Origin of the sequence: Halolamina pelagica (assembly GCF_900115675.1) — an archaeon.
GTDB classification, from domain to species: Archaea; Halobacteriota; Halobacteria; order Halobacteriales; family Haloferacaceae; genus Halolamina; species Halolamina pelagica.
The window spans coordinates 1-18,521 of the sequence record NZ_FOXI01000005.1; the positions used below are offsets into that span (position 1 = coordinate 1).

At 69.6% G+C, this 18,521-nt stretch carries 20 protein-coding genes, 2 tRNA genes and 1 pseudogene; 9 read left to right on the forward strand and 14 right to left on the reverse strand.

The features are described from left to right. Together BMZ83_RS08060 and BMZ83_RS08065 are read left to right on the forward strand one after the other, a co-directional pair. Positions 1-359 (forward strand): annotated as a pseudogene (locus BMZ83_RS08060) (DDE-type integrase/transposase/recombinase); the annotation flags it as partial. A gap of 56 nt (positions 360-415) precedes the next feature. Next, positions 416-1,426, forward strand: coding sequence for a PfkB family carbohydrate kinase (locus tag BMZ83_RS08065; protein ID WP_074877479.1), 1,011 nt, complete (start codon positions 416-418; stop codon positions 1,424-1,426). Between the two features lie 26 nt (positions 1,427-1,452). Here BMZ83_RS08065 and BMZ83_RS08070 read toward each other — a convergent pair whose 3' ends face one another. The 3 genes from BMZ83_RS08070 to nucS form a co-directional block, all read right to left on the reverse strand. Continuing rightward, positions 1,453-2,493 carry a PfkB family carbohydrate kinase gene (locus BMZ83_RS08070; protein ID WP_074877482.1) on the reverse strand — a complete coding sequence of 347 codons (1,041 nt, stop codon included), beginning with the start codon at positions 2,491-2,493 and terminating at the stop codon, positions 1,453-1,455. 72 nt (positions 2,494-2,565) lie between these two features. Then, positions 2,566-3,096 carry a 50S ribosomal protein L16 gene (locus BMZ83_RS08075; protein WP_074877484.1) on the reverse strand — a complete coding sequence of 177 codons (531 nt, stop codon included), beginning with the start codon at positions 3,094-3,096 and terminating at the stop codon, positions 2,566-2,568. A 61-nt stretch (positions 3,097-3,157) separates the two neighbouring features. After that, complete coding sequence (gene nucS, locus BMZ83_RS08080) at positions 3,158-3,973, reverse strand: endonuclease NucS (RefSeq protein ID WP_074877486.1); 816 nt, start codon at positions 3,971-3,973, stop codon at positions 3,158-3,160. Positions 3,974-4,108: 135 nt separating this feature from the next. Here nucS and BMZ83_RS08085 point away from each other — a divergent pair, with 135 nt between their 5' ends. Next, positions 4,109-4,567, forward strand: coding sequence for a hypothetical protein (locus BMZ83_RS08085; RefSeq protein ID WP_074877488.1), 459 nt, complete (start codon positions 4,109-4,111; stop codon positions 4,565-4,567). Between the two features lie 2 nt (positions 4,568-4,569). On the opposite strand, the gene BMZ83_RS08090 is transcribed toward BMZ83_RS08085, so the two are convergent. After that, positions 4,570-5,355: an enoyl-CoA hydratase/isomerase family protein gene (locus tag BMZ83_RS08090; RefSeq protein WP_074877490.1), complete on the reverse strand. Its 786-nt coding sequence runs from the start codon at positions 5,353-5,355 to the stop codon at positions 4,570-4,572. A 284-nt stretch (positions 5,356-5,639) separates the two neighbouring features. Between BMZ83_RS08090 and BMZ83_RS08095 the strand changes: the two genes are divergently transcribed. Both BMZ83_RS08095 and BMZ83_RS08100 read left to right on the forward strand, forming a co-directional pair. Further along, the gene (locus BMZ83_RS08095; protein ID WP_074877492.1) at positions 5,640-6,737 is read left to right on the forward strand and encodes a sulfite exporter TauE/SafE family protein; all 1,098 of its coding nucleotides are present in this window, start codon (positions 5,640-5,642) and stop codon (positions 6,735-6,737) included. Between the two features lie 76 nt (positions 6,738-6,813). Next, positions 6,814-7,251 (forward strand): universal stress protein, encoded by a 438-nt coding sequence (locus BMZ83_RS08100; RefSeq protein ID WP_074877493.1) that lies wholly within the window; start codon positions 6,814-6,816, stop codon positions 7,249-7,251. A gap of 50 nt (positions 7,252-7,301) precedes the next feature. On the opposite strand, the gene BMZ83_RS16840 is transcribed toward BMZ83_RS08100, so the two are convergent. The 7 genes from BMZ83_RS16840 to BMZ83_RS08130 form a co-directional block, all read right to left on the reverse strand. Further along, entirely contained in the window at positions 7,302-7,451 is a 150-nt protein-coding gene (locus BMZ83_RS16840) for a hypothetical protein (protein WP_166623213.1), read from the reverse strand. A gap of 74 nt (positions 7,452-7,525) precedes the next feature. Then, positions 7,526-7,948 carry a DoxX family protein gene (locus BMZ83_RS08105; protein WP_394327194.1) on the reverse strand — a complete coding sequence of 141 codons (423 nt, stop codon included), beginning with the start codon at positions 7,946-7,948 and terminating at the stop codon, positions 7,526-7,528. 96 nt (positions 7,949-8,044) lie between these two features. After that, entirely contained in the window at positions 8,045-8,908 is an 864-nt protein-coding gene (locus BMZ83_RS08110; RefSeq protein ID WP_074877495.1) for an alpha/beta fold hydrolase, read from the reverse strand. Positions 8,909-8,953: 45 nt separating this feature from the next. After that, complete coding sequence (locus BMZ83_RS08115; RefSeq protein ID WP_074877498.1) at positions 8,954-9,583, reverse strand: hypothetical protein; 630 nt, start codon at positions 9,581-9,583, stop codon at positions 8,954-8,956. Between the two features lie 221 nt (positions 9,584-9,804). Continuing rightward, positions 9,805-9,878, reverse strand: a tRNA-Phe gene (locus BMZ83_RS08120). A gap of 60 nt (positions 9,879-9,938) precedes the next feature. Then, positions 9,939-10,487 (reverse strand): hypothetical protein, encoded by a 549-nt coding sequence (locus BMZ83_RS08125; protein WP_074877500.1) that lies wholly within the window; start codon positions 10,485-10,487, stop codon positions 9,939-9,941. A gap of 150 nt (positions 10,488-10,637) precedes the next feature. Continuing rightward, positions 10,638-10,711 (reverse strand) — tRNA-Val (locus BMZ83_RS08130). Between the two features lie 84 nt (positions 10,712-10,795). On the opposite strand from BMZ83_RS08130, the gene BMZ83_RS08135 reads away from it, so the two are divergent. From BMZ83_RS08135 to BMZ83_RS08145, 3 genes are all read left to right on the forward strand, one after another. Beyond that, positions 10,796-11,281 carry a DUF192 domain-containing protein gene (locus BMZ83_RS08135; protein WP_074877502.1) on the forward strand — a complete coding sequence of 162 codons (486 nt, stop codon included), beginning with the start codon at positions 10,796-10,798 and terminating at the stop codon, positions 11,279-11,281. Between the two features lie 18 nt (positions 11,282-11,299). Further along, entirely contained in the window at positions 11,300-11,572 is a 273-nt protein-coding gene (locus tag BMZ83_RS08140) for a DUF7538 family protein (protein ID WP_074877504.1), read from the forward strand. Between the two features lie 148 nt (positions 11,573-11,720). Beyond that, positions 11,721-13,649: an ABC transporter ATP-binding protein gene (locus BMZ83_RS08145; RefSeq protein WP_074877506.1), complete on the forward strand. Its 1,929-nt coding sequence runs from the start codon at positions 11,721-11,723 to the stop codon at positions 13,647-13,649. A gap of 54 nt (positions 13,650-13,703) precedes the next feature. On the opposite strand, the gene mtnP is transcribed toward BMZ83_RS08145, so the two are convergent. Next, complete coding sequence (mtnP, locus tag BMZ83_RS08150; RefSeq protein WP_074877508.1) at positions 13,704-14,570, reverse strand: S-methyl-5'-thioadenosine phosphorylase; 867 nt, start codon at positions 14,568-14,570, stop codon at positions 13,704-13,706. Positions 14,571-14,703: 133 nt separating this feature from the next. On the opposite strand from mtnP, the gene BMZ83_RS08155 reads away from it, so the two are divergent. Continuing rightward, positions 14,704-16,143, forward strand: coding sequence for an MATE family efflux transporter (locus tag BMZ83_RS08155; RefSeq protein WP_074877925.1), 1,440 nt, complete (start codon positions 14,704-14,706; stop codon positions 16,141-16,143). On the opposite strand, the gene BMZ83_RS08160 is transcribed toward BMZ83_RS08155, so the two are convergent. Continuing rightward, positions 16,134-17,378 (reverse strand): MFS transporter, encoded by a 1,245-nt coding sequence (locus tag BMZ83_RS08160; RefSeq protein WP_074877510.1) that lies wholly within the window; start codon positions 17,376-17,378, stop codon positions 16,134-16,136. The two genes, BMZ83_RS08155 and BMZ83_RS08160, sit on opposite strands and share 10 nt — an antisense overlap. Positions 17,379-17,517: 139 nt before the next feature. After that, positions 17,518-18,474 (reverse strand): AEC family transporter, encoded by a 957-nt coding sequence (locus BMZ83_RS08165; RefSeq protein ID WP_074877512.1) that lies wholly within the window; start codon positions 18,472-18,474, stop codon positions 17,518-17,520. Positions 18,475-18,521: the final 47 nt, after the last annotated feature.

The following is an 18,521-nucleotide window of genomic DNA, read 5'->3' on the forward strand; positions in this document are numbered from 1 at the left end:
AGCAGTTCTGGCTGTACGCTGCTGTCGATCCAGAGACGAACAAGTTCCTGCATATACGGCTGTTTACGACCACTACGACCGTATTAACACAGCAGTTTCTGCGGGAGCTGCAGGAGAAACACGACGTCTCCGACGCCGTGTTTCTCGTCGATTACGCTCAGCATCTAGCGACAGCACTCCGCCGAGCAGGGATCCGATTTCAGACGGTTCGTCATGGAAATCGGAATGCTGTTGAACGTATATTTAGAGAAGTAAAACGACGTACTTCTTCGTTTAGTAATAGTTTCAGCAACGTGCAGCCGACGACGGCAGAAACATGGCTGCAAGCCTTCGCCGTCTGGTGGAATTCCCTTAACTAAACACGATGCCGAGTAGCCGCCGAGGCTTTTTCACCCGACCGGTCGAGCCCTCGGACATGTTCGACCTCGTGGGGTTCGGCGAGGCGACGCTACGACTGCGCGCCGAGCGCGGGCGCCAGCTCGGTGACACCGACTCCTTCGCCGCCGGCGTCGGTGGGCCGGAGCGGAACGCCCTCGTCGCGGCGTCGGGGCTGGGCGCCGACGCCGTCTGGCTCTCGCGGCTCCCCGACTCGCCGCTGGGCGACCGCGTCGTCGCGGACCTGCGGCGCCACGGGGTCAGAACGGGCGTCTCGTGGGCCGACGCCGACGCACGGCTCGCGACGGCGTTCGTCGAGGCCGGGCCCGAACCGCGCGGGCGCACGATCGTCCGCGACGCCGACGACGCCGCGTTCGAGGGGATCCACGCCGAGAACCTCCCGCTGAACGCGGTGGGGAACGCCGAGCGTTTCCACGTCGCCGGCGCCACGGTCGCCCGGTCGGAACAGACCGCGGCGGCGACGGAGTCGCTGCTGGCCGCGGCCGTCGAGGGCGACACGACCACCGCGTTCGACCTGCGCTACCGGGAACGCGACTGGCCGCCCGCGGCCGCACGCGAGACCTGCGAGTCCCTCTTCCCCGCCGTCGACGTGCTGTTCGTCTCCTCGACGGCCGCGGAATCGGTGCTCGGCGAGGAGGGCGATCCGATCGAGATCGCCCACGCGCTCCGCACGAAGCACGACCTCGAGACGGTCGTGTTGCTCCGGACCGACGGCGGCGCGCTCGCGGTCCACGGCGACGAGGTCCACGAGACCGACGCGGTCCGGGGGGAGTCCATCGACGGCGCGGGCGCCCGGGACGCGTTCGTCGGCGCGTTCCACGCGAAGCGGACCGCGGACGCCGCCGCCACGGGGGCTGACGCCCACCGGAACGACGGCGCCGGCGAGCCACCGGCGGGCGACGGGTCGCCGCCCGGCGTCGGCGACGCGCTCGCGTGGGGGGCCGCGGCCGCGGCGCTGGCGCGGACGCTCACGGGCGAGTCAGTGACCGTCTCGCGCGCGGCCGTGGAGCGGATCGTCGCCGAGCAGTAACCGGACCGACGCGTCACTCGTCGGTTCTACGCGAGGTCGCGGTCGAGGAGCCATTTTCGGAGCCCCCCTGCCGACGCCGTCTCGCTGGTCGCGACGTAGTGGCTGGCGCAGGCGTTCCCGCAGGCCAGCGCGACCGGCCAGTCCCAGCCGGCACCCAGTCCGACCGCCAGCCCGCCGTCGAAGCGGTCGCCGCCGCCGACCTGCCGGCGGGAGTCGACGGTGGGGTTCTCGACGCGGGCGACGCCCCCGTCGGTCGCCGCCAGCGCCTCCTGTTTGCCGTGTTTCACGACCGCCGCGGCGTCGAACGCGTCGCGGACGGCGAGCAGGCGGTCCGCGTCGTCGACCGGCGGCGCGGGCGGGTCGGGCACCGCCGCGGCGAGCGCCCGGAGCTCGGTGGGGTTGACCGAGAGCACGGCGTCGACGCGGTTGCCCAGTGCGCGGACGGCCTCGCGGAGCTCCCGGTGGTCGTCGAGGTCGCTCCCCAGCACGTCGCCGGGATCGAACACGAACGGCACGCGCGGGATCGACGCGTCGCCGAGCTCGTGGAACGCGTCGGCCATCCCGGGCGTCGAGACCCAGTTCGCACAGACGACGGCGTCGGCGTCGAAGACGGCCGAAAGCGGCGCGGCTTCGCGGAGGTCGGCCAGCGACCACGCCGAGAGGTCCGGCGACGCCTCGACCAGCAACAGGTCGCTGTCCGCGAAGTCGAGGACGTTCACCCTCGCCGCCCGCCCCATCGAGACGGTCTCGAACGGCAACCCGGCGAAGGCGTCCCGATCCGGTTCGGGGTCGTCGAGGTGGCCGTAGCAGGTCGCGCCCGCCCCGAGCGCGTGGGCCTGCTGGGCGGCGTTGACTGCCTGGCCGCCGGGTTCGACGAACCGGGGCTCGAGATCGAACCCCTTCCGGCCGTCGGCGGCGGCTTCGCGGGCGAACGTGGTCCGCCGGTCGACGGGGTCGAGCGCGCCCGTCGAGAGCCGACAGTAGCGGTCGACGCTCCCGTCGGGGAGCGTCGTCACCGCGGGCGCGGGATCGTCGGCCAGCCGGCGGGCGAGGCGCTGGTAGGGCACGAGGCGGCGTTCGACCGGGGGGAAGAAGGGTGCTACGCTCGGCGGGGAGAGAAACCGGGCGGGGCCGCGGGTCTACCGGACCAGCAGATCCTCGCCGCGCTCGACGACGATGCGGCAGGGCGGCGACATCTTGTTGTAGGCGCGGCGGAACGCCTCCTTCACTTCCTCGGCCTGCTCGACTTCGCAGTAGGCCGTGAAGATGTTCTCGCCCTGGTTGATGCGGGCGGCAGTACCGACCGGCTTCCCGAACGCCTGCCGCATCCCGTCGGAGACACGGTCGGCGCCGGCGCCGGTCGCCTGCTTGTTCTCTCGGAGGATCTGGTGGGGGAACTTCCGGAGGACCATCTTGTAGTTCCCCTCGCCGAGGGTCTTGATCAGGTGGCGGTTGGCCGAGAGCCGCGCGGACTCGAGCGAGCCGTGACGCACCTGGAGGGTCTCCTCGGGTCGCAGCGAGATCTTGACTGGGTAGTCCTGCGGGTCCGCCTGCAGGTCGCCCATGTTGTGCTGTGCGATCTTCGAGCCGGGGATGCCGGTGATGTACTCGCGCCGGGTGTACGACGGCTTGTCGATCTCCCGGTACATTGAGGCGGGCTTGTCAGACATGGCTACTTGGCTGTTCTGAGGCCCACGCGGCGATTAAAGCCTTCGATGCGTCCCCGTCCCGTCAGTCAGCCCCGTCCTCGGGCTCGCTCGAGGAGTCCCCGACCGTCGTCGGCTCCCCGCCGTCGCCGCTGGCCGCCGTATCGGCGGCCGTCGACGACTCCGCCGGCGGCGCCAGCGGGACGTGCGAGAGCCCCTTCTCGGCCAGTAGCTCCCGCGCGCGGTCGGTGACGGAGGGAGCGACCAGAACCCCGCGAACCTCGGTCCCGTCCGGGACCTCACGCGACAGCGCCTCGACGTAGCGGCCGAGTTGGCCGGCGGCGTCCGGGCCGACCCGGCGGCGTTTGAGTTCCACGACCACGGGTCGCCCCTCGTCGTCGTGGCCGAACAGGTCGACCGGGCCGGCGGCGGTCTGGCGCTCGGTCGCCGCGGGCTCGAACCCCGGTTCGACGAGGTCCGGGTCGTCGAGGATCTCCTGGCGCAGGTCCTCCTCGCTGCCGTACACGTCGACGCTCCGGCCGCCGGTGACCGGGAGCGCCGAGACCTGATCGACGCGCTCGAAGCGCACGTCCAGCCGCTCGTCGGGGTTCCCGCGCACGCTGCGGACGCGCAGGCGCCCGTCCCGCACGGCGGCGCGGTGCTCCGACCCGGGCGGTTGCCAGTTGACGGGCGTGCGCTGCTCGTCGGTGTGGACCAGTGCGGTCCCGTCCGGTTTGAGGATCAGCAGGCGGTCGCCCGGGCCGAGCGAGGAGGCCGCGCGGCCGTCGTAGTCGACGGTGCAGCGACCGAACACGGTGACCAGCTCCCCGCGCTCGAACGCCGCCGACAGCGCCGAGAGCGCGTCGCGGTGGGTCGGCCGGTGGAGGGTGGTCACGCTCACGCTCGCCGTTGGGTGCGGACGGACAAATGGCCGACGGTCCCCGAACCGTGACCGTCGGCGCCCGCGCAAACCGGAGGTGACAGCCGGCGGACGGAAGCCGTAGCACATACAGTCCCCCCGGGAAAACGGGGAGGTATGGTCGACCCCATACTCACCTACGTCGCCGGGATCGCCTTCCTCGTCCTACTGATCGTGCCGGTACTGTACCTGCTCTCCGCTCAATCGGACACGGAGGAGGGCGACGAGTACCCGAGCGAGAGCGTCGTCGGCGGCGTCGGCCCCGTCGCGGAGGCGGGCGGCGAGACCGAAGCCGACAGCGCGGCTGAAGCGTCGGCCGCGGCGGAACCGGCGGACGGCGACGCGGAAGACGAGGCGGAGCCTGAGAGCGACGACGTGGAAGACGGCGGAGACGAGGCGGAGGCGGAGAGTGACGATGCGGAAGACGGCGGAGACGAGGCAGAGGCGGAACCAGAGATCGACGACGTGGAAGACGGCGGAGACGAGGCGGAGGCGGAGCCTGGGAGCGACGACGCGGAGGAAGATGCCGAGGAAACTGCATCGGCGGGCGACGACGCGGAAGACGACGACGCCTGAGCCTACTTCTCCAGGAACTCGCCCACCCGTTCGCGGCGCTCCTCGCTCTCGAACTGCGCCCACCAGAGCGACGCCTCGCGCTCGCGGGCGGTCCCGGGATCCGGCGCCGCGACCGCGGCGTTGATCGCCCGCTTCGCCCGCGTTCGGGCCTCGCTGCCGACCGCCTGCATCGACGCGACGAGCTCCGCGACGCGCTCGTCCAGGGCGTCGGCCGCGACAACGTCGGTCAGTAACCCGACCTCCAGAGCGCGGGCGGCGTCGACGCGCTCGGCGGTGAACACCAGCTCCTTCGCGGTCGACTCGCCGACGGCGTCGACCAGCCGCCGCGTCGCGCCGCCGGTGGGGAGCAGGCCGACCGCGGCGGTCGGGAGGCCGAACGTCGAGCGCCGGCTGGCGACCCGCAGGTCGCAGTACAGCGCGAGCACGAGGCCGCCGCCGATGCAGAACCCGTCGATCTTCGCGGTCACGGGGGCGTGACACTCGTGGGGCGCGCGGAAGATCTCGTGGAAGCGCTCCTGTCGCTCGCGCTGGTCGGGATCGTGGTCCCCGAACGGGCCCGCGTACTCCGCGAGGTCGGCGCCGGCGGAGAACGCCTCGTCCCCGGCGCCCGCGATCACCACGGCGTCGACGGCGTCGCGGTCGCTCTCGATCTCCGCGAACGCGCGATCGAGGTCGTGCATGACGGCGGTGTTCAGCGCGTTGTGCGTCCCCGGGCGGTCGATCGTCAGCGTCGCGAGGCCGGCGTCGACGGTGGCGTCGAGGTGGCGGTAGGGGCCGTACTCGGGCATAGTCACCGCTGTCGAGGCCGGTCGGAAAGAGCCTACCGGGGCGGCGACGACCCGGAGTAGAACGGTTTTTCAGTCGTGACGGATACCCTCGTCCATGTCCCTGAACCGCCGCAAGCGACCCGACGTTCGAGCGTACAGCGCCCACGGGGGCCACGGTTGATGTCCGCTTGCGACACGTCCCGACGCAGCGGTGCCCCGTCCCTTCTCGCGACTTCCCGCTCGTTCACCAGCGCGGGCCACGTGGAGCCGTCGGCCGACCTGCTGGCTCAGTCCCGGTGACCACGATGGCTGAGAGCACACCGAAGCAGGTCCAGAAGTCGTTCCTGCGCTACCAACACCTGTTCGTCTTCGCTGCCCCCGTGGTGTTCGTTCTCGGCGTCGTCTTCGCCGCACCGACGCCGGACGGGGCTGGCACCGCCTACTGGCTGGAGTACTGGTGGCTGCTGCCCTTCTTCCTGCTCGGGGCCACCATCGTCAACACCGTCGGGATCAGCGGTTCGGCGCTGTTCGTGCCGTTCCTGATCTTCCTCTTTCCGCTTCTCGCGGGAGAGACGCTGACTCCCGAGACGATCGTGAAGGTCGGGCTCATCAGCGAGTCGTTCGGCCTCTCGAGCTCCGCCGTCGCGTTCATCCAGTACGGCCTCGTCGACCGACGGCTGGCGGCGACGCTCGTCGTCGGTGGGATCCCGTTCGTCGTGGGCGGGGCGCTGCTCTCGTTCGTCATCCCGGCACCGCTGTTCCACGCGGCGCTGGGGCTGGCGCTCATCGCGGCCGCCTTCCTCATGCTCAAAGCCGACCTGAGCCACGAGGAGCCCGACGAAGCGGGCGAGTCGACCGACGTCGCGGAAGCCGCGGCGGACGGTTCCGGTGAATCGGCGCTCCCCGACGACCCCGGCAAGCCAGGCGAGGCCGGCGTCGAGGCCGACGAGGGCCGCATCACCCGGGTCGACCGGGCGGGCGATACCTACTACTACACTTGGTCGGGCTACCTCGAACGCTTCGCGAACTACAGCATCGGCGGCGTGTTTCAGGGGCTCGCCGGCTTCGGCATCGGCGAACTGGGCATCATCTCCCAACTCCGGACCGACGTCCCCGTCCGCGTCGCGATCGGGACGAACCACATCGTCGTCGCGGTCACGGCGGTCCTCGCCTCGATCGTGCACGTCTTCGGCGGTCAGTTCGTCCCCGGCGGGCACACCCTCAGCCTCGCCTCGACGCCGTGGAACATGGTCGTCTTCACCGTCCCCGCCACCGTCACCGGCGGTCAGATCGCCCCGTACGTCTCGAACGCGATCGACACGGGGCTGATCCAGAAAGGCGTCGGCATCCTCTTCGCGATCATCTCCGTCGCGCTGTTCCTGATGGCGGGCAACGTCGTCTGACCGTCGGCCGCGTACCGGCCTCTCGGGCCGCCGTCGGGCACAACACTTCTCCCCGTTCCGCCCCTCAGGAGCGAGCGTGTACGACCAGATCCTGCACCCCACCGACGGCAGCGAGGGCGCCGCGGCGGTCGCCGACCATGTCGGCGTCCTCGCCGAGCGCTTCGACGCGACGGTCCACGTCCTCGCGGTCGCCGACACCAGAAACCGTTTCGAGAGTCCGTCGAGCGGTCTCGCCCCCGAGGTCTGGGAGGAGCGCGAGAAGGACCGCGCCGAGGCCGCCGTCGACGACACCGTCGAAACCCTTCCCGACTCGACCGACACCGAGCGCGTCGTCGAGTCGGGCGTCCCTCACGAGGCGATCCTCACCTACGCCGAGGAGGCGGGGATGGACGTGATCGTGATGGGCACCCACGGTCGGACAGGCCTGGACCACTACCTCATCGGTAGCGTGGCCGAGCGGGTCGTCAGACGGTCGTCGGTGCCCGTGCTGACGGTTCGGATCGGTGAGGAGTGAACCAGGAGAGACGTGTCTCGAGCACCCGGAAACCGGGCGATCGACGCGACCTACCGCGTTCGCGCGTCGACGCGCATCTCCACGTAGCGTCGGCCCCATCGCTCGACGTGTCGTCGGACCTTCGCGGCGACGCGGCCGAGGAGCGAGGTGTCTTCGGACTGCGGGTCGACGTTAGTGGGGGCGCTGTTCTGGAGGCTCATTCCATCACGAACTTTCACACGCCGCCGACATAATGCTGGTGATTAGCACGGCCCCCTCTGACCGGCCGCAGCGCTCACTCGTCGGCCCCGTTCGCTCCGGAGTAGAGCCACGCCCAGCCGATCAGCACCGCCTGCATCGGCAGCCGAACCCACGCCGCGATCCGGGCCACGCCGTTCAGCCGGTCGGGCACCAGTTCGGGCGCCACGTCGTCGGTCACGGTGTAGACGTTCGCCGGGAACACGGCGATCAGGAGCCCGACGATCCCCCACGCCGAGAGTCGGCGGGTCCGCTCGAACAGGACGCCGATACCGAGGGTGACCTCGGCGGCGCCGGAGAGATAGACGAGCGCCGTCGGCCGCGGGAACCGGGGCGGCACGACCCGTTCGAACGCCCTCGGCGCACGGAAGTGACTCACGCCGGCGACGACGTAGAGCAGTCCCATGACGTACCGGAGTCGGCTTCCCTTCGACCGTGACGGCGCGTCGGGATCGGTCACGGGTCGCGGGTCGTCCACCAGTGCGAAGAGCGTTTCCCCGCCGGGAGCGGGTGGCGGTGTGTCACGGTTTCCGAGGGGGCGGAGCGAGAGCGCCGGCTACCGGTGTGACGTGTCGGCCTGCGTCGCCAGCGCGTCGGGGGCTGCCCGGAGCAACGTCCGGAGGTGGTCGGCGTCGTCGAGGGTGCGGAACTCGGTCGTCGGGATCCGCTCGCTGAACCGTCGTGCGCTCGCGATCGGGACGTTGGCGTCGTCCTCACCGTGCCAGAAGCGGACCGTGGCGTCGATGTCGCCGACTTCGACGTTCCACGCGGCTGCCGTGGTCCGGAACTCGGTGACGGCACCGGAGCGGGAGTCGGTGAACGCTTCGCGGAAATCCGCTTTCACGACCCGCTGTGCGTTCGTCGGGATCGACTCGGGGTCCTCGGTGTACTGTGCGAGCACGAACGACGGGTCGAGTCGCCCGGCGAGCCACGCCTGGCCGCGGAACAGGCCCCCGAGCAGCGTCGGCGTCGTCGTCGCCAGCCACGAGAGCACGCGCTGTGGCGTCGGTGTCCCCTCCCGAGCGCTCGGGGGCGTGACGCCGGCGAGTACGTCGACGGATTCGACACGGTCCGGACTGCCTGCCGCGAGGGCCAGTGCGTGGGCGCCGCCGCCGGAGAACCCGAGGACGCCGGCCGACTCGACGCCGGCGTGGTCCAGGACCGCCGTGAGGTACGCGTCGGCATCGTCGATCGACCGATCCGGCCACGGCTCCGAGCGCCCGTAGCCCGGCCGGTCGGGGGCGACGAGACGGACGCCCAGTTCGCGAACGTCGCTGTGGAACAGCCCACCGAGGCGACGCGACCCGGGCGTCCCGTGGAGGAACAGGACGGGAACGCCGTCGGGATCGCCGTACTCCGCGTAGGCGAGCTGTCGGTCGTCGACTGTGCTGATCGTCGTGGTGTGGGTGGGTGCTGTCACGGTTTGGTGGGGAGAGGGGAATCGTCGGTGCTGCGACGTGCTCGGTCACGCCGAACGCGCCGCGGCGGGGTCGATCCTGCCACGGCCGCCGGCGCGAACCGACTCGCCGAACGGGCCGGGTTCGGACGCCTGCACCGTGAACGAGCAGTGGAGTTGTTCAGGGGCGGTCTCGACCGGTTCGAACACGAGGGGGAACCTGATCGTGCCGCCGCCGTCGATCTCGGGGAGCTCGATCACGAGTTCTCGCCGGCCGCCACGCCGGTCGTACCGGGCTCTGAGTTCGGGCCGCGTCGGTGGCCGGACCCACATCCGGTACTGGTGGGTGGCGTCGTAGTCGCTCGGCGGTCCGAGCCGGAAGCGCGCCCAGTCGGCCTCGTACTCGGTGTACTGCTCGCTCGCGGCGATGCCGCCGACGGTCGTGTTCAACCCGAACCGCAGCGCCCGCTCCGACGACCGTTCGCGCTCGAACGTCACCGAGGCGTAACCGATCCCCTCGCTGTCTCCGTCGACAACCGCGGCGGGGTACTCCCAGTGGAGTTCACTCCGGCCGCCGGTCTCGGTGGCGTCGACGTCTCGCGGGGACGTTCCAGGGACCTGACCGGCACAGCCGGCGACGCCTGCCGCGCCGGCGACGCCGAGGCTCGCGAGCAGGCGTCTGCGTGTCGTGGAGGGCATCGTCAGTTCACGTTCGACCGCCGACAGAAAAACCCACACGAAGTTCGACGGTCGTCGTCGCTTCGTTCCTCGTTCGCAGCAAAAATGCCGCCTCCCCGATTTGAACCTCCGGAAGACTTCGCTCCGCTCGTCTTCCGTGCCCCCGCTCGCTCCGCTCGCGGGGAGGGGGACAGCTCGATCTTCAGTCGAACCTCACCAATGCAACCCGCGTCGAAAAGGTATGCCGCCTCCCCGATTTGAACGGGGGACAGCTCGATCTTCAGTCGAGTGCTCTCCCAATCTGAGCTAAGGCGGCGCAGTCGGAACGAAGCCCGATTGGGCATTAAGGATTTCGAAAACCCCGAGCCGGCGACGATCAGCTCACGTTCCGCCTGTCCTTGAACACGTACGTTCCCCCGTCGGTCCGAACGTACGTCTTGACCAGGATCTCGCCGTCGTTCTGCTGGACCTTGTACGCCTGGCTGTAGCTGAGCTCGACGCGCTTGGTGTCGGTGAAGGACTCGCCGGCCGAGAGCGTCCCGACGTCGGAGGTCCCCTCCCAGATCAGGTCGCCGCCGGTGTAGATCTCCGAGCGTACCTCGACGCCGGTGGCGGCGGTGTCCTGCTGGTTGACGATCGTGGCGTTCACGTCGCGGCACGTCTGGCCGCACTCGGTGATGCTCTCGATGACGAAGGAAAAGGGCGGCTGGGACTCGGTGGCCGTCGACGTGCTCCCGTCGCCGTCCTCGCCGCCGCTCCCCCCGGAGTCGGTCGACTCGACGACGACGGTGTCCTCGTAGGGCGTCGACGTGTCCGCGCTCCCGCCGCCGGGGGCCGGCCCGAACCCGGTAATGAGCGCGCCGGCGACCCCTGCCAGTGCGACCACGACGACGAGCACCGCGATCACGACGTGACTTCGCTCCATGGTCTCGTCCGACGGGACTCCCTCACCACCAAAAGGTCTGTTGGGCGGTTCCGTCGGGGATCCGACGTGTTTGGCGGCATCGGCGGCCGAACTCGGTGAGCTGGCTCCGTGGAATCCTCGCTGCCGCTCGTCGTTGGGAGGAACCGGAAGTGGGCTCGGGCGGATTTGAACCACCGGCCTTCTCCATGTAAAGGAGACGTCATAGCCAACTAGACCACGAGCCCGTGCCTCGAACTCCCGCCGCCGCGCGAATAACGATTACGCTCTCCGTCGCAACGCTTAGCACCCCGTAACGCCACCTTCGAGGCGTGCGAAACCGCGCCTGGCTCGCGCTCCTGCTCGCGCTCGTCGCCGTCGCCGGCGGGGCGGTCCTCCTCTTCGGGGACGCCGCCGAACGGACGACCGTCACGTTCGTCGACGGCGAGAACGGCACCGAACTCGCGACCGTCGAGGTGAACGTCTCCGACAGCTACGACGAGCGCTACACCGGGCTGAGCGACCACGAGTCGCTCGGCGCGGACGAGGGGATGCTGTTCGTCCACCCCCGCGAGGCGACCCACGGCTACGTGATGCGGGACATGGCGTTCCCCATCGACATGGTGTTCGTCGCCGAGAACGGCACCGTCACCACCATCCACCACGCCGAACTCCCGCCCGAGGGCGAGGACAGCCCCACCTACGAGGGGTACGGGAAGTACGTCGTCGAGCTCCCCTACGAGTACACCACCGAACACGGGATCGAGGTGGGTGACCGCGTCGAGATCCCCGAGGAACACCGAAAGACCGAGGTTTGACCGCCCCGACCTGGACCTGTGACCGACGACGCCGTCGACGCCCTGGCCGAGCGCGAGGGCTGGACCGCCGAGGAGTTCGCCGCCCGCGTCCACTACCGCGGCGACGGCGACCGTTACAGTATCGAGTACTACGCGCCCAGCGACTGCGTGCTCTACTGGAAAGTCAAAGGCGACGGCGAGACCGCCGTTCCGGTCGGCCGCGACACCGTCCCCGACCCACTGCGTGCGCGGATCCGTGAGGATCTCGCCGCTGCCGGCGTCGATCCCGACGTCGAAGGCCGGCCGTTGTGAGTAACGAACACGCCCCACACTACCGGTAGTTACTTTCTTCCCGAGTCCGCTCACCCGATACCGGAGAATTCGGCCGGCTTACCCCGGCGACAGCATGTTTCGATTCGTAAAGGTTTTTGAACGCACCTCACGTCGCAACTCGTAAGAAATGTCACACCCCGCTGACGAGGACGACCCCTTCGAGGACATCCGGGAGAAGACGGACAACCCGATGCGCCGCCTGTTCGAGGAGTACGGGTGGCCCAACGCCCGCTACTTCGGCATCGGCTTCTCCGGGAGCGTCGCCGCCCGAGTGCTCGACCTGCTTCCGCCGCTCCTGCTGGGGATCGCCATCGACGCGATCTTCGGCCCCGAACAGTTCGACCTGCCGCTGGTCCCACAGCGCTTCATCCCCACCGAGACGATGCCCCAGTTCTGGTTCGCCATCACACTGCTGGGCGTCTCCTTCTTCGGTGGGTCGGCGTTCCACTGGGTACGGAACTATGGATGGAACTCCTTCGCCCAGACCATCCAACACAGCGTCCGTACGGACACGTACGACAAGATGCAGCGGCTGAACATGGACTTCTTCGCCGAGAAGCAGACCGGCGAGATGATGTCCATCCTCTCGAACGACGTGAACCGCCTCGAACGGTTCCTCAACGAGGGGATGAACTCGCTGTTCCGGCTCTCGGTGATGGTGCTGGGCATCGCGAGCATCATGATCTGGCTGAACCCCCGGCTCGCGCTGGTGGCGCTGCTGCCAGTGCCCATCATCGCCGCCATCACGTGGAAGTTCATCGACATCATCCAGCCGAAATACGCCACCGTGCGGAAGACGGTCGGCCACCTCAACAGTCGACTGGAGAACAACCTCGGCGGCATCAAGGTCATCAAGACGTTCAACACGGAGAGCTTCGAGTCCGAACGCGTCGACGACGTCTCGATGGACTACTACGACGCCAACTGGGACGCCATCGAGACGCGGATCCTCTTTTTCCCCGCCCTGCGAGTCATCGCGGGCATCGGCTTCATCATCACGTTCACCGTCGGCGGTCTCTGGGTGCTCGGCGAGGCGCCGGTGTGGATCACCGGCGGGCAGGGCACCCTCCGTCCGGGTGTGTTCACGACGTTCATCCTCTACACCCAGCGGTTCATCTGGCCGATGGCGCAGTTCGGCTCGATCATCAACATGTACCAGCGGGCCCGCGCGTCCAGCGCTCGCCTGTTCGGGCTGATGGACACGCCCTCCCGGATCGTCGAGGACCCCGACGCGCAGGCGCTCGAGGTCACCGACGGCCACGTCGAGTACGACGACGTCTCCTTCGGCTACGACGAGGAGACCATCGTCGACGACATCAACTTCGAGGTCGAGGGCGGCAACACCCTCGCGCTCGTCGGCCCGACCGGGGCCGGCAAGTCGACGGTGCTGAAACTCCTACTCCGCATGTACGACGTGGACGAGGGGTCGATCGAGATCGACGGGCAGGACATCCGCGACGTCACCATCCCCTCGCTGCGGAAGAAACTCGGCTACGTCTCCCAGGACACGTTCATGTTCTACGGGACGGTGTCGGACAACATCGAGTACGGCACCTTCGGCGCCGACCACGAGCAGGTCGTCGAGGCCGCGAAAGCCGCCGAGGCCCACGAGTTCATCATGAACCTCCCCGAGGGCTACGAGACCGAGATCGGCGAGCGCGGGGTCAAGCTCTCGGGCGGCCAGCGCCAGCGCCTCTCCATCGCCCGCGCGATCCTGAAGGATCCGGAGATCCTGATCCTCGACGAGGCGACCTCCGACGTGGACACCGAGACGGAGATGCTGATCCAGCGCTCCATCGACAAGCTGACCGAGGACCGAACCACCTTCGCCATCGCCCACCGCCTCTCGACGATCAAGGACGCCGACCAGATCCTCGTGCTCGAGGACGGCCAGATCGCCGAGCGCGGCACCCACGAAGAACTGATCGAGAACGACGGGCTCTACGCCCACCTCTGGGGTGTGCAGGCCGGCGAGATCGACGAACTCCCCGAGGAGTTCATCCAGCGCGCCCAGCAGCGCCACGCGCAGGCCGACGTGGACGTCGACGACGACTAGCGCAGGAGAGCAGTTCGCGGCAGTCCCGCAGTTCTTTCCCCGTTCCGAGGTTGCTCAGTCGGCCAGATAGTCGCCGACGAACAGATCCACGCGCTCGCGAGTCTCCTCCGGAATCGCCTCCGTCGGCGTGTTGATCGTCCCCTCCAGCGAACTGTGGCAGCTACACTCGTGGTCCTCGGGGAACGTCCGGATCGCCTCCTCGATCGCGGCCTTGATCGCGTCCTCGTTGGCGCTGGCGTTCTCCAGTACCTCCTGCAGCGTCACCTCGTGATCCTCCTTCCACACGTCGTAGTCGGTGACGCCGGCCAGCGTCGCGTAGCACATCTCGGCCTCACGCGCCAACTTCGCTTCGGGGATCGCCGTCATACCGACCACGTCCCAGCCCTGCTCGCGGTAGAACTCCGACTCGGCCTTCGTGGAGTACTGTGGCCCCTCGATGCAGACGTAGGTACCGCCCTCCTCGACGCCGGCGTCGGTCTCGACGCTCTCGGCGGCGTCGCCCAGGTGCTCGACCATCTCCGGGCAGTACGGCTGGGCGAACGGCTGGTGGACGACGATCCCGTCGCCGAAGAACGAGAGGTCGCGGTGCTTGGTGCGGTCGTAGATCTGGTCCGGCACCACGAGCGTCCGCGGCGGCAGGTCCTCGCGCAGGCTGCCGACCGCGTTGGTCGCGAGCACGTGGTCGACGCCGACCTGCTTCAGCGCGTAGATGTTCGCGCGGTAGGGGAGGTTCGTCGGCGAGTGCTGGTGGTCCGGCCCGTGTCGCGGGAGGAACGCGACCTCGCGTTCGGTCTCGCCGAACTCGCCGATCGTGACCGGCGACGACGGCTCGCCGTAGGGGGTCTGGACGGTCACTTCGCGCGTGTTCGACAGCGGGAGCGCCTCGTAGATACCCGATCCGCCGATGAAGCCGATGGTCATACGCACACGTTGGGTAGCCCGCGGAATAAACGGCGGCGGTTCGCTTGCGGTGCCGACCGCGAGCGAGGTGGCCAGTGCACCGTGCTACCGCCTGTTGCTCGTCTTCAAGACCCCCGACGACCTCCGGTACGTAATGACCGCCACCCACGCCGAACGCGCCTCGCTCACCCGGGGCCCCCTGCTGCGCCCGCTCGTCCGGCTGGCGTGGCCGCTGGTGGCGATCCAGCTCCTCCAGGTCGCCTACAACCTCGTCGACACCGTCTGGCTGGGCCGGCTCTCGGCCGACGCCGTCGGCGCGCTCAGCCTCGCCTTCCCGCTCGTCTTCCTCGTCATCGCTGTCGGCGGCGGGTTCACGGCCGCGGGCGCGATCCTCATCGCCCAGCACACCGGCGCGGGCGGCGAGCGCGGGGCCGGCCGGATCGCGGGCCAGACGCTCGGTTTCGTCAGTCTCGTCGCCGTCGCCGTCGGGGCGTTCGGCTTCCTCGTGACCGGACCGATGCTCGCCCTGCTGCCGGCCGACGCCGCGACCGCCGAGCGCGTCGTCCCGCTGGCGGCGGAGTACATGCGGGTGTTCTTCCTCGGCGCCCCGGCGCTGTTCGGCTTCTTCGTGTTCACGGCGCTGATGCGCGGCGTCGGCGACACCCGGACGCCGCTGGCCGTGATGGTGCTCTCCGTGGTCGTCAACGTCGCGCTCGACCCGTTCCTGATCTTCGGCTGGGGCCCCTTCCCGGCGTGGGGCGTGCAGGGTGCGGCCGTCGCCACGGTCACCGCCCGCGGAGTCGCCACGCTCGCCGGGTTGTACGTCCTGTTCGGCACCGAACTCGGTCCGACGATCGAGCCTCGCGACCTGATCCCCAAGCCCGGGCCGGTCCGGGAGATCGTCGAGTTGGGGGTGCCCACCGCGCTGGAGCAGTCCGGTACCGCGCTGGCGATGGTCGTCGCCACCGCGATGGTCGCGACGTTTCCGCCTGCCGTCGTCGCCGCCTACGGGCTGGGCAACCGCCTGCTCTCGCTGGTGACCCTGCCCGCGATGGGGCTCTCGCAGGCGCTGGACACCGCCGTCGGACAGAACCTCGGTGCCAACGAACCCGAGCGGGCGACCCGGGCGGTCAAACTCGGACTCGGGCTCGTCGTCAGCGTGCTCGCCGTGGTCGCCGTCGTCGTCGCGACGGTGCCCGAGCCCATCGTCTCGGTGTTCCTCCCCGGTCGGAGCGAGGCGGCCGTCGCCACGATCGGGCACGCGTCGACGTACCTCCGGATCGCGAGCGTCGCGTTCGTGTTCTTCGGCGCGTTCCAGGTGGCGATGGGGACGTTCCGCGGCGCGGGCAACACCACCACGGCGCTGGCGCTCTCGCTGGTGGCGCTGTGGGTGGTCCGCCTGCCGGCGACGTATCTACTCGCCTTCCCGCTTGGCTGGGGGCCGACTGGCGTCTGGACCGCAGTCGCGCTGGGCGACATCGTCGGCGCACTCGCGGCGCTCGCCTGGCTCTCCCGCGGGACGTGGAAGCGTGCAGTCATCGAACCCGAGCCGCCGGAGACGACGACCAGCGACGTGGTGCCGAGTCACGACTGAGCGACGGCGGATCTTTCCGTTCGTTCCACCGGCACCCACGCCGTGAGCGTCAGTCCGAGTCCGACCAGCAACAGCGCGCCCAGCCCGCCGAGTCCGGTCGAGAGCGCGTACGTTGTCGCCAGCCCCCCGCCGACGAGGTTTAGCGGCGCGGTGAACAGCGATCGCACCGTCGACGCCGCCGACAGCACCGTCGCCCGGCTTTCGTCGGTCCGATCGTTGAGGTACTGGCCGAAGATGGGGGTGGTCGCGCTTCGGACCGCTCGACCCAGCACGAACGCCGGCAGCGCGAGCGCCGGCGCGACGGCGACGACGACGAGCATCACTCCCAGCAGCGGCGGGCCGACGAGGAACCACCCGCGGACGCCGAAGCGGGCCTCGATCCAGCCCGCACGCGCCGCGATGCCCGCGGAGGCGAGCGTGAGGCCGGCGTACAGCGGCCCGAGTTCCGTCGCCGAGAGCCACGGGGTCGCCACCGCGACTGGCTGGAGGTAGAACTCCATCGTGTTGGTGATGCCTGCGAGAACCCCGACCGCGAGCATCAGCGGGCCGACCGCACGGTTGGCCAGCGTCGACCGGACCGCGTCGAACGTTGCGCTCGGCGAGAAGCGGGTCTCGTCGACGGCGTCGCCGCCGTCCGGGTCGCCGTCGGCGCCGTTTCCGCCGTCGACTGTCCGGTCCGGTTCGTCCATTCCGAGCAGGATCACCAGCCCCACAGCGACGGCAGCGCCCTCCAGCAGCCACGGATAGATGGGGTCGAGCGCGTAGAGCGCGCCGCCGACGAGCGACGCGCCCGCGAGCGTCGCGAGGCCGAACGCGCTCGCCCGGCCGGAGACGTGCGCGAACCGGTCGCCCTCGGCGTCGCCGGCCAGCGTCTCGTAGAGCCACGCGTCGGTCGCCCCCGAGCGGAACGCCTCGGCGACGGCCCGGACGGCGATGACGGCGGCGAACGACGCGAACGAGCGGGCGAACACGAAGCCGACGATGCCGACCGCTGACAGCACCGTCCCGGCGAGCAGGCTCGCCCGTCGACCGAAGCGGTCGCCGAGATACCCTGTCGGCGTCTCCGCGACCAGCACGAGCACGGTGAACAGCGCCTCGACGGCGCCGATTTCGGCGAGTGAGAGCCCACGAGACTGGAAGAACAGCACGTAGATGGGGAGGCTGAACCCGGCGGACTGGCTGACGCGGAACGCGTAGAACCGGAGGATCGCTCTCGACGGCAACCGGGGGACCATACGGGCAGTGTAACACACCTCAAGTATAAGTTTTCAGTCACTTAGTGGCGGGTTCGCATGCCATAGTCACGGGAACACGTGACGTGTCCGTGGGAGGAGCTGACTGGACGGACGATCGAGCGGACGGGACTCCAGAAAGCTACACGACGGCGCCGGACTGCAGCACCGAGATCAGCAACGTCAGCAGCGGCACCGACAGCACCGTCGTCACCGCCACGACGGTCGAGACGAACTCGGGGGCGCTGACGCCCCCGACCTGCACGTCGTCGGCGAACTCGATCAGCAACACCAGCGGCGTCACCGCCGCGGGCATCGCCGACTCCAGCACGAACGTCCGGGCGACGGTGGGCTGGTCGAAGCCGAGCAGGAGCGCGACGCCGACGGCGACGGCCGGCGCGACGACCATCTTCCCGACGGTCGCGACCGTGATCTGGGGAAGGGCGGCGCCGAAGTCGGTGTTCGCGAGCTGGATCCCCAGGATCAACAGCATCACGGGGATCGAGGCGTCGCCGACCAGTTGGAGCGTCTCCATCGCGGTGGAGTCGGCGGCGGGCACGAGGTCGAACGCCCGCGCGAGCAGGCCGACGGCGACCGCGTAGATCAGCGGGATTCGGAACACGCGCTTGACTGCCCCCAGCCCCGCGCTCCCCCCGCCGCGGGAGGCGACGTAGACGCCGACGGTGTACATCAGTACCGACTGGGCGGCGACGTACAGCACTGCGACACCGCGACCGACCGTGCCGAACGCGAAGTCGCTGACCGGGATGCCGTAGTTGCCGGCGTTGGGGAACGTTGACACCAGCACCAGCGCCGACAGCGTGGCCTCGTCGACGCCGAGCAGTCGCCCGGAGAGTTCGACCAGCGCCGCCATCCCCAGCGTGAACGCGGTGACGGCAGCGGCGAGTTTGAGCAGCGTCCCGCCGCCGAGTTCCGTGGCCATCAGGCTGTGCAGCACCAGCGCCGGCGCGAGCACGTAGACGACGGCGGTGTTGAGCGGGCCGGGTTCCACGTCCCTCGCCCGGCCGAGGACGACGCCGACGGCCGCGATCAGGACGATCGGCAGGATGGCGGAGGCGAATATCGAGAGCAGCGACACGACCGATGGTGGCGCCGGAGCGGGCAAGAACCGTTCGATCGCGGCGG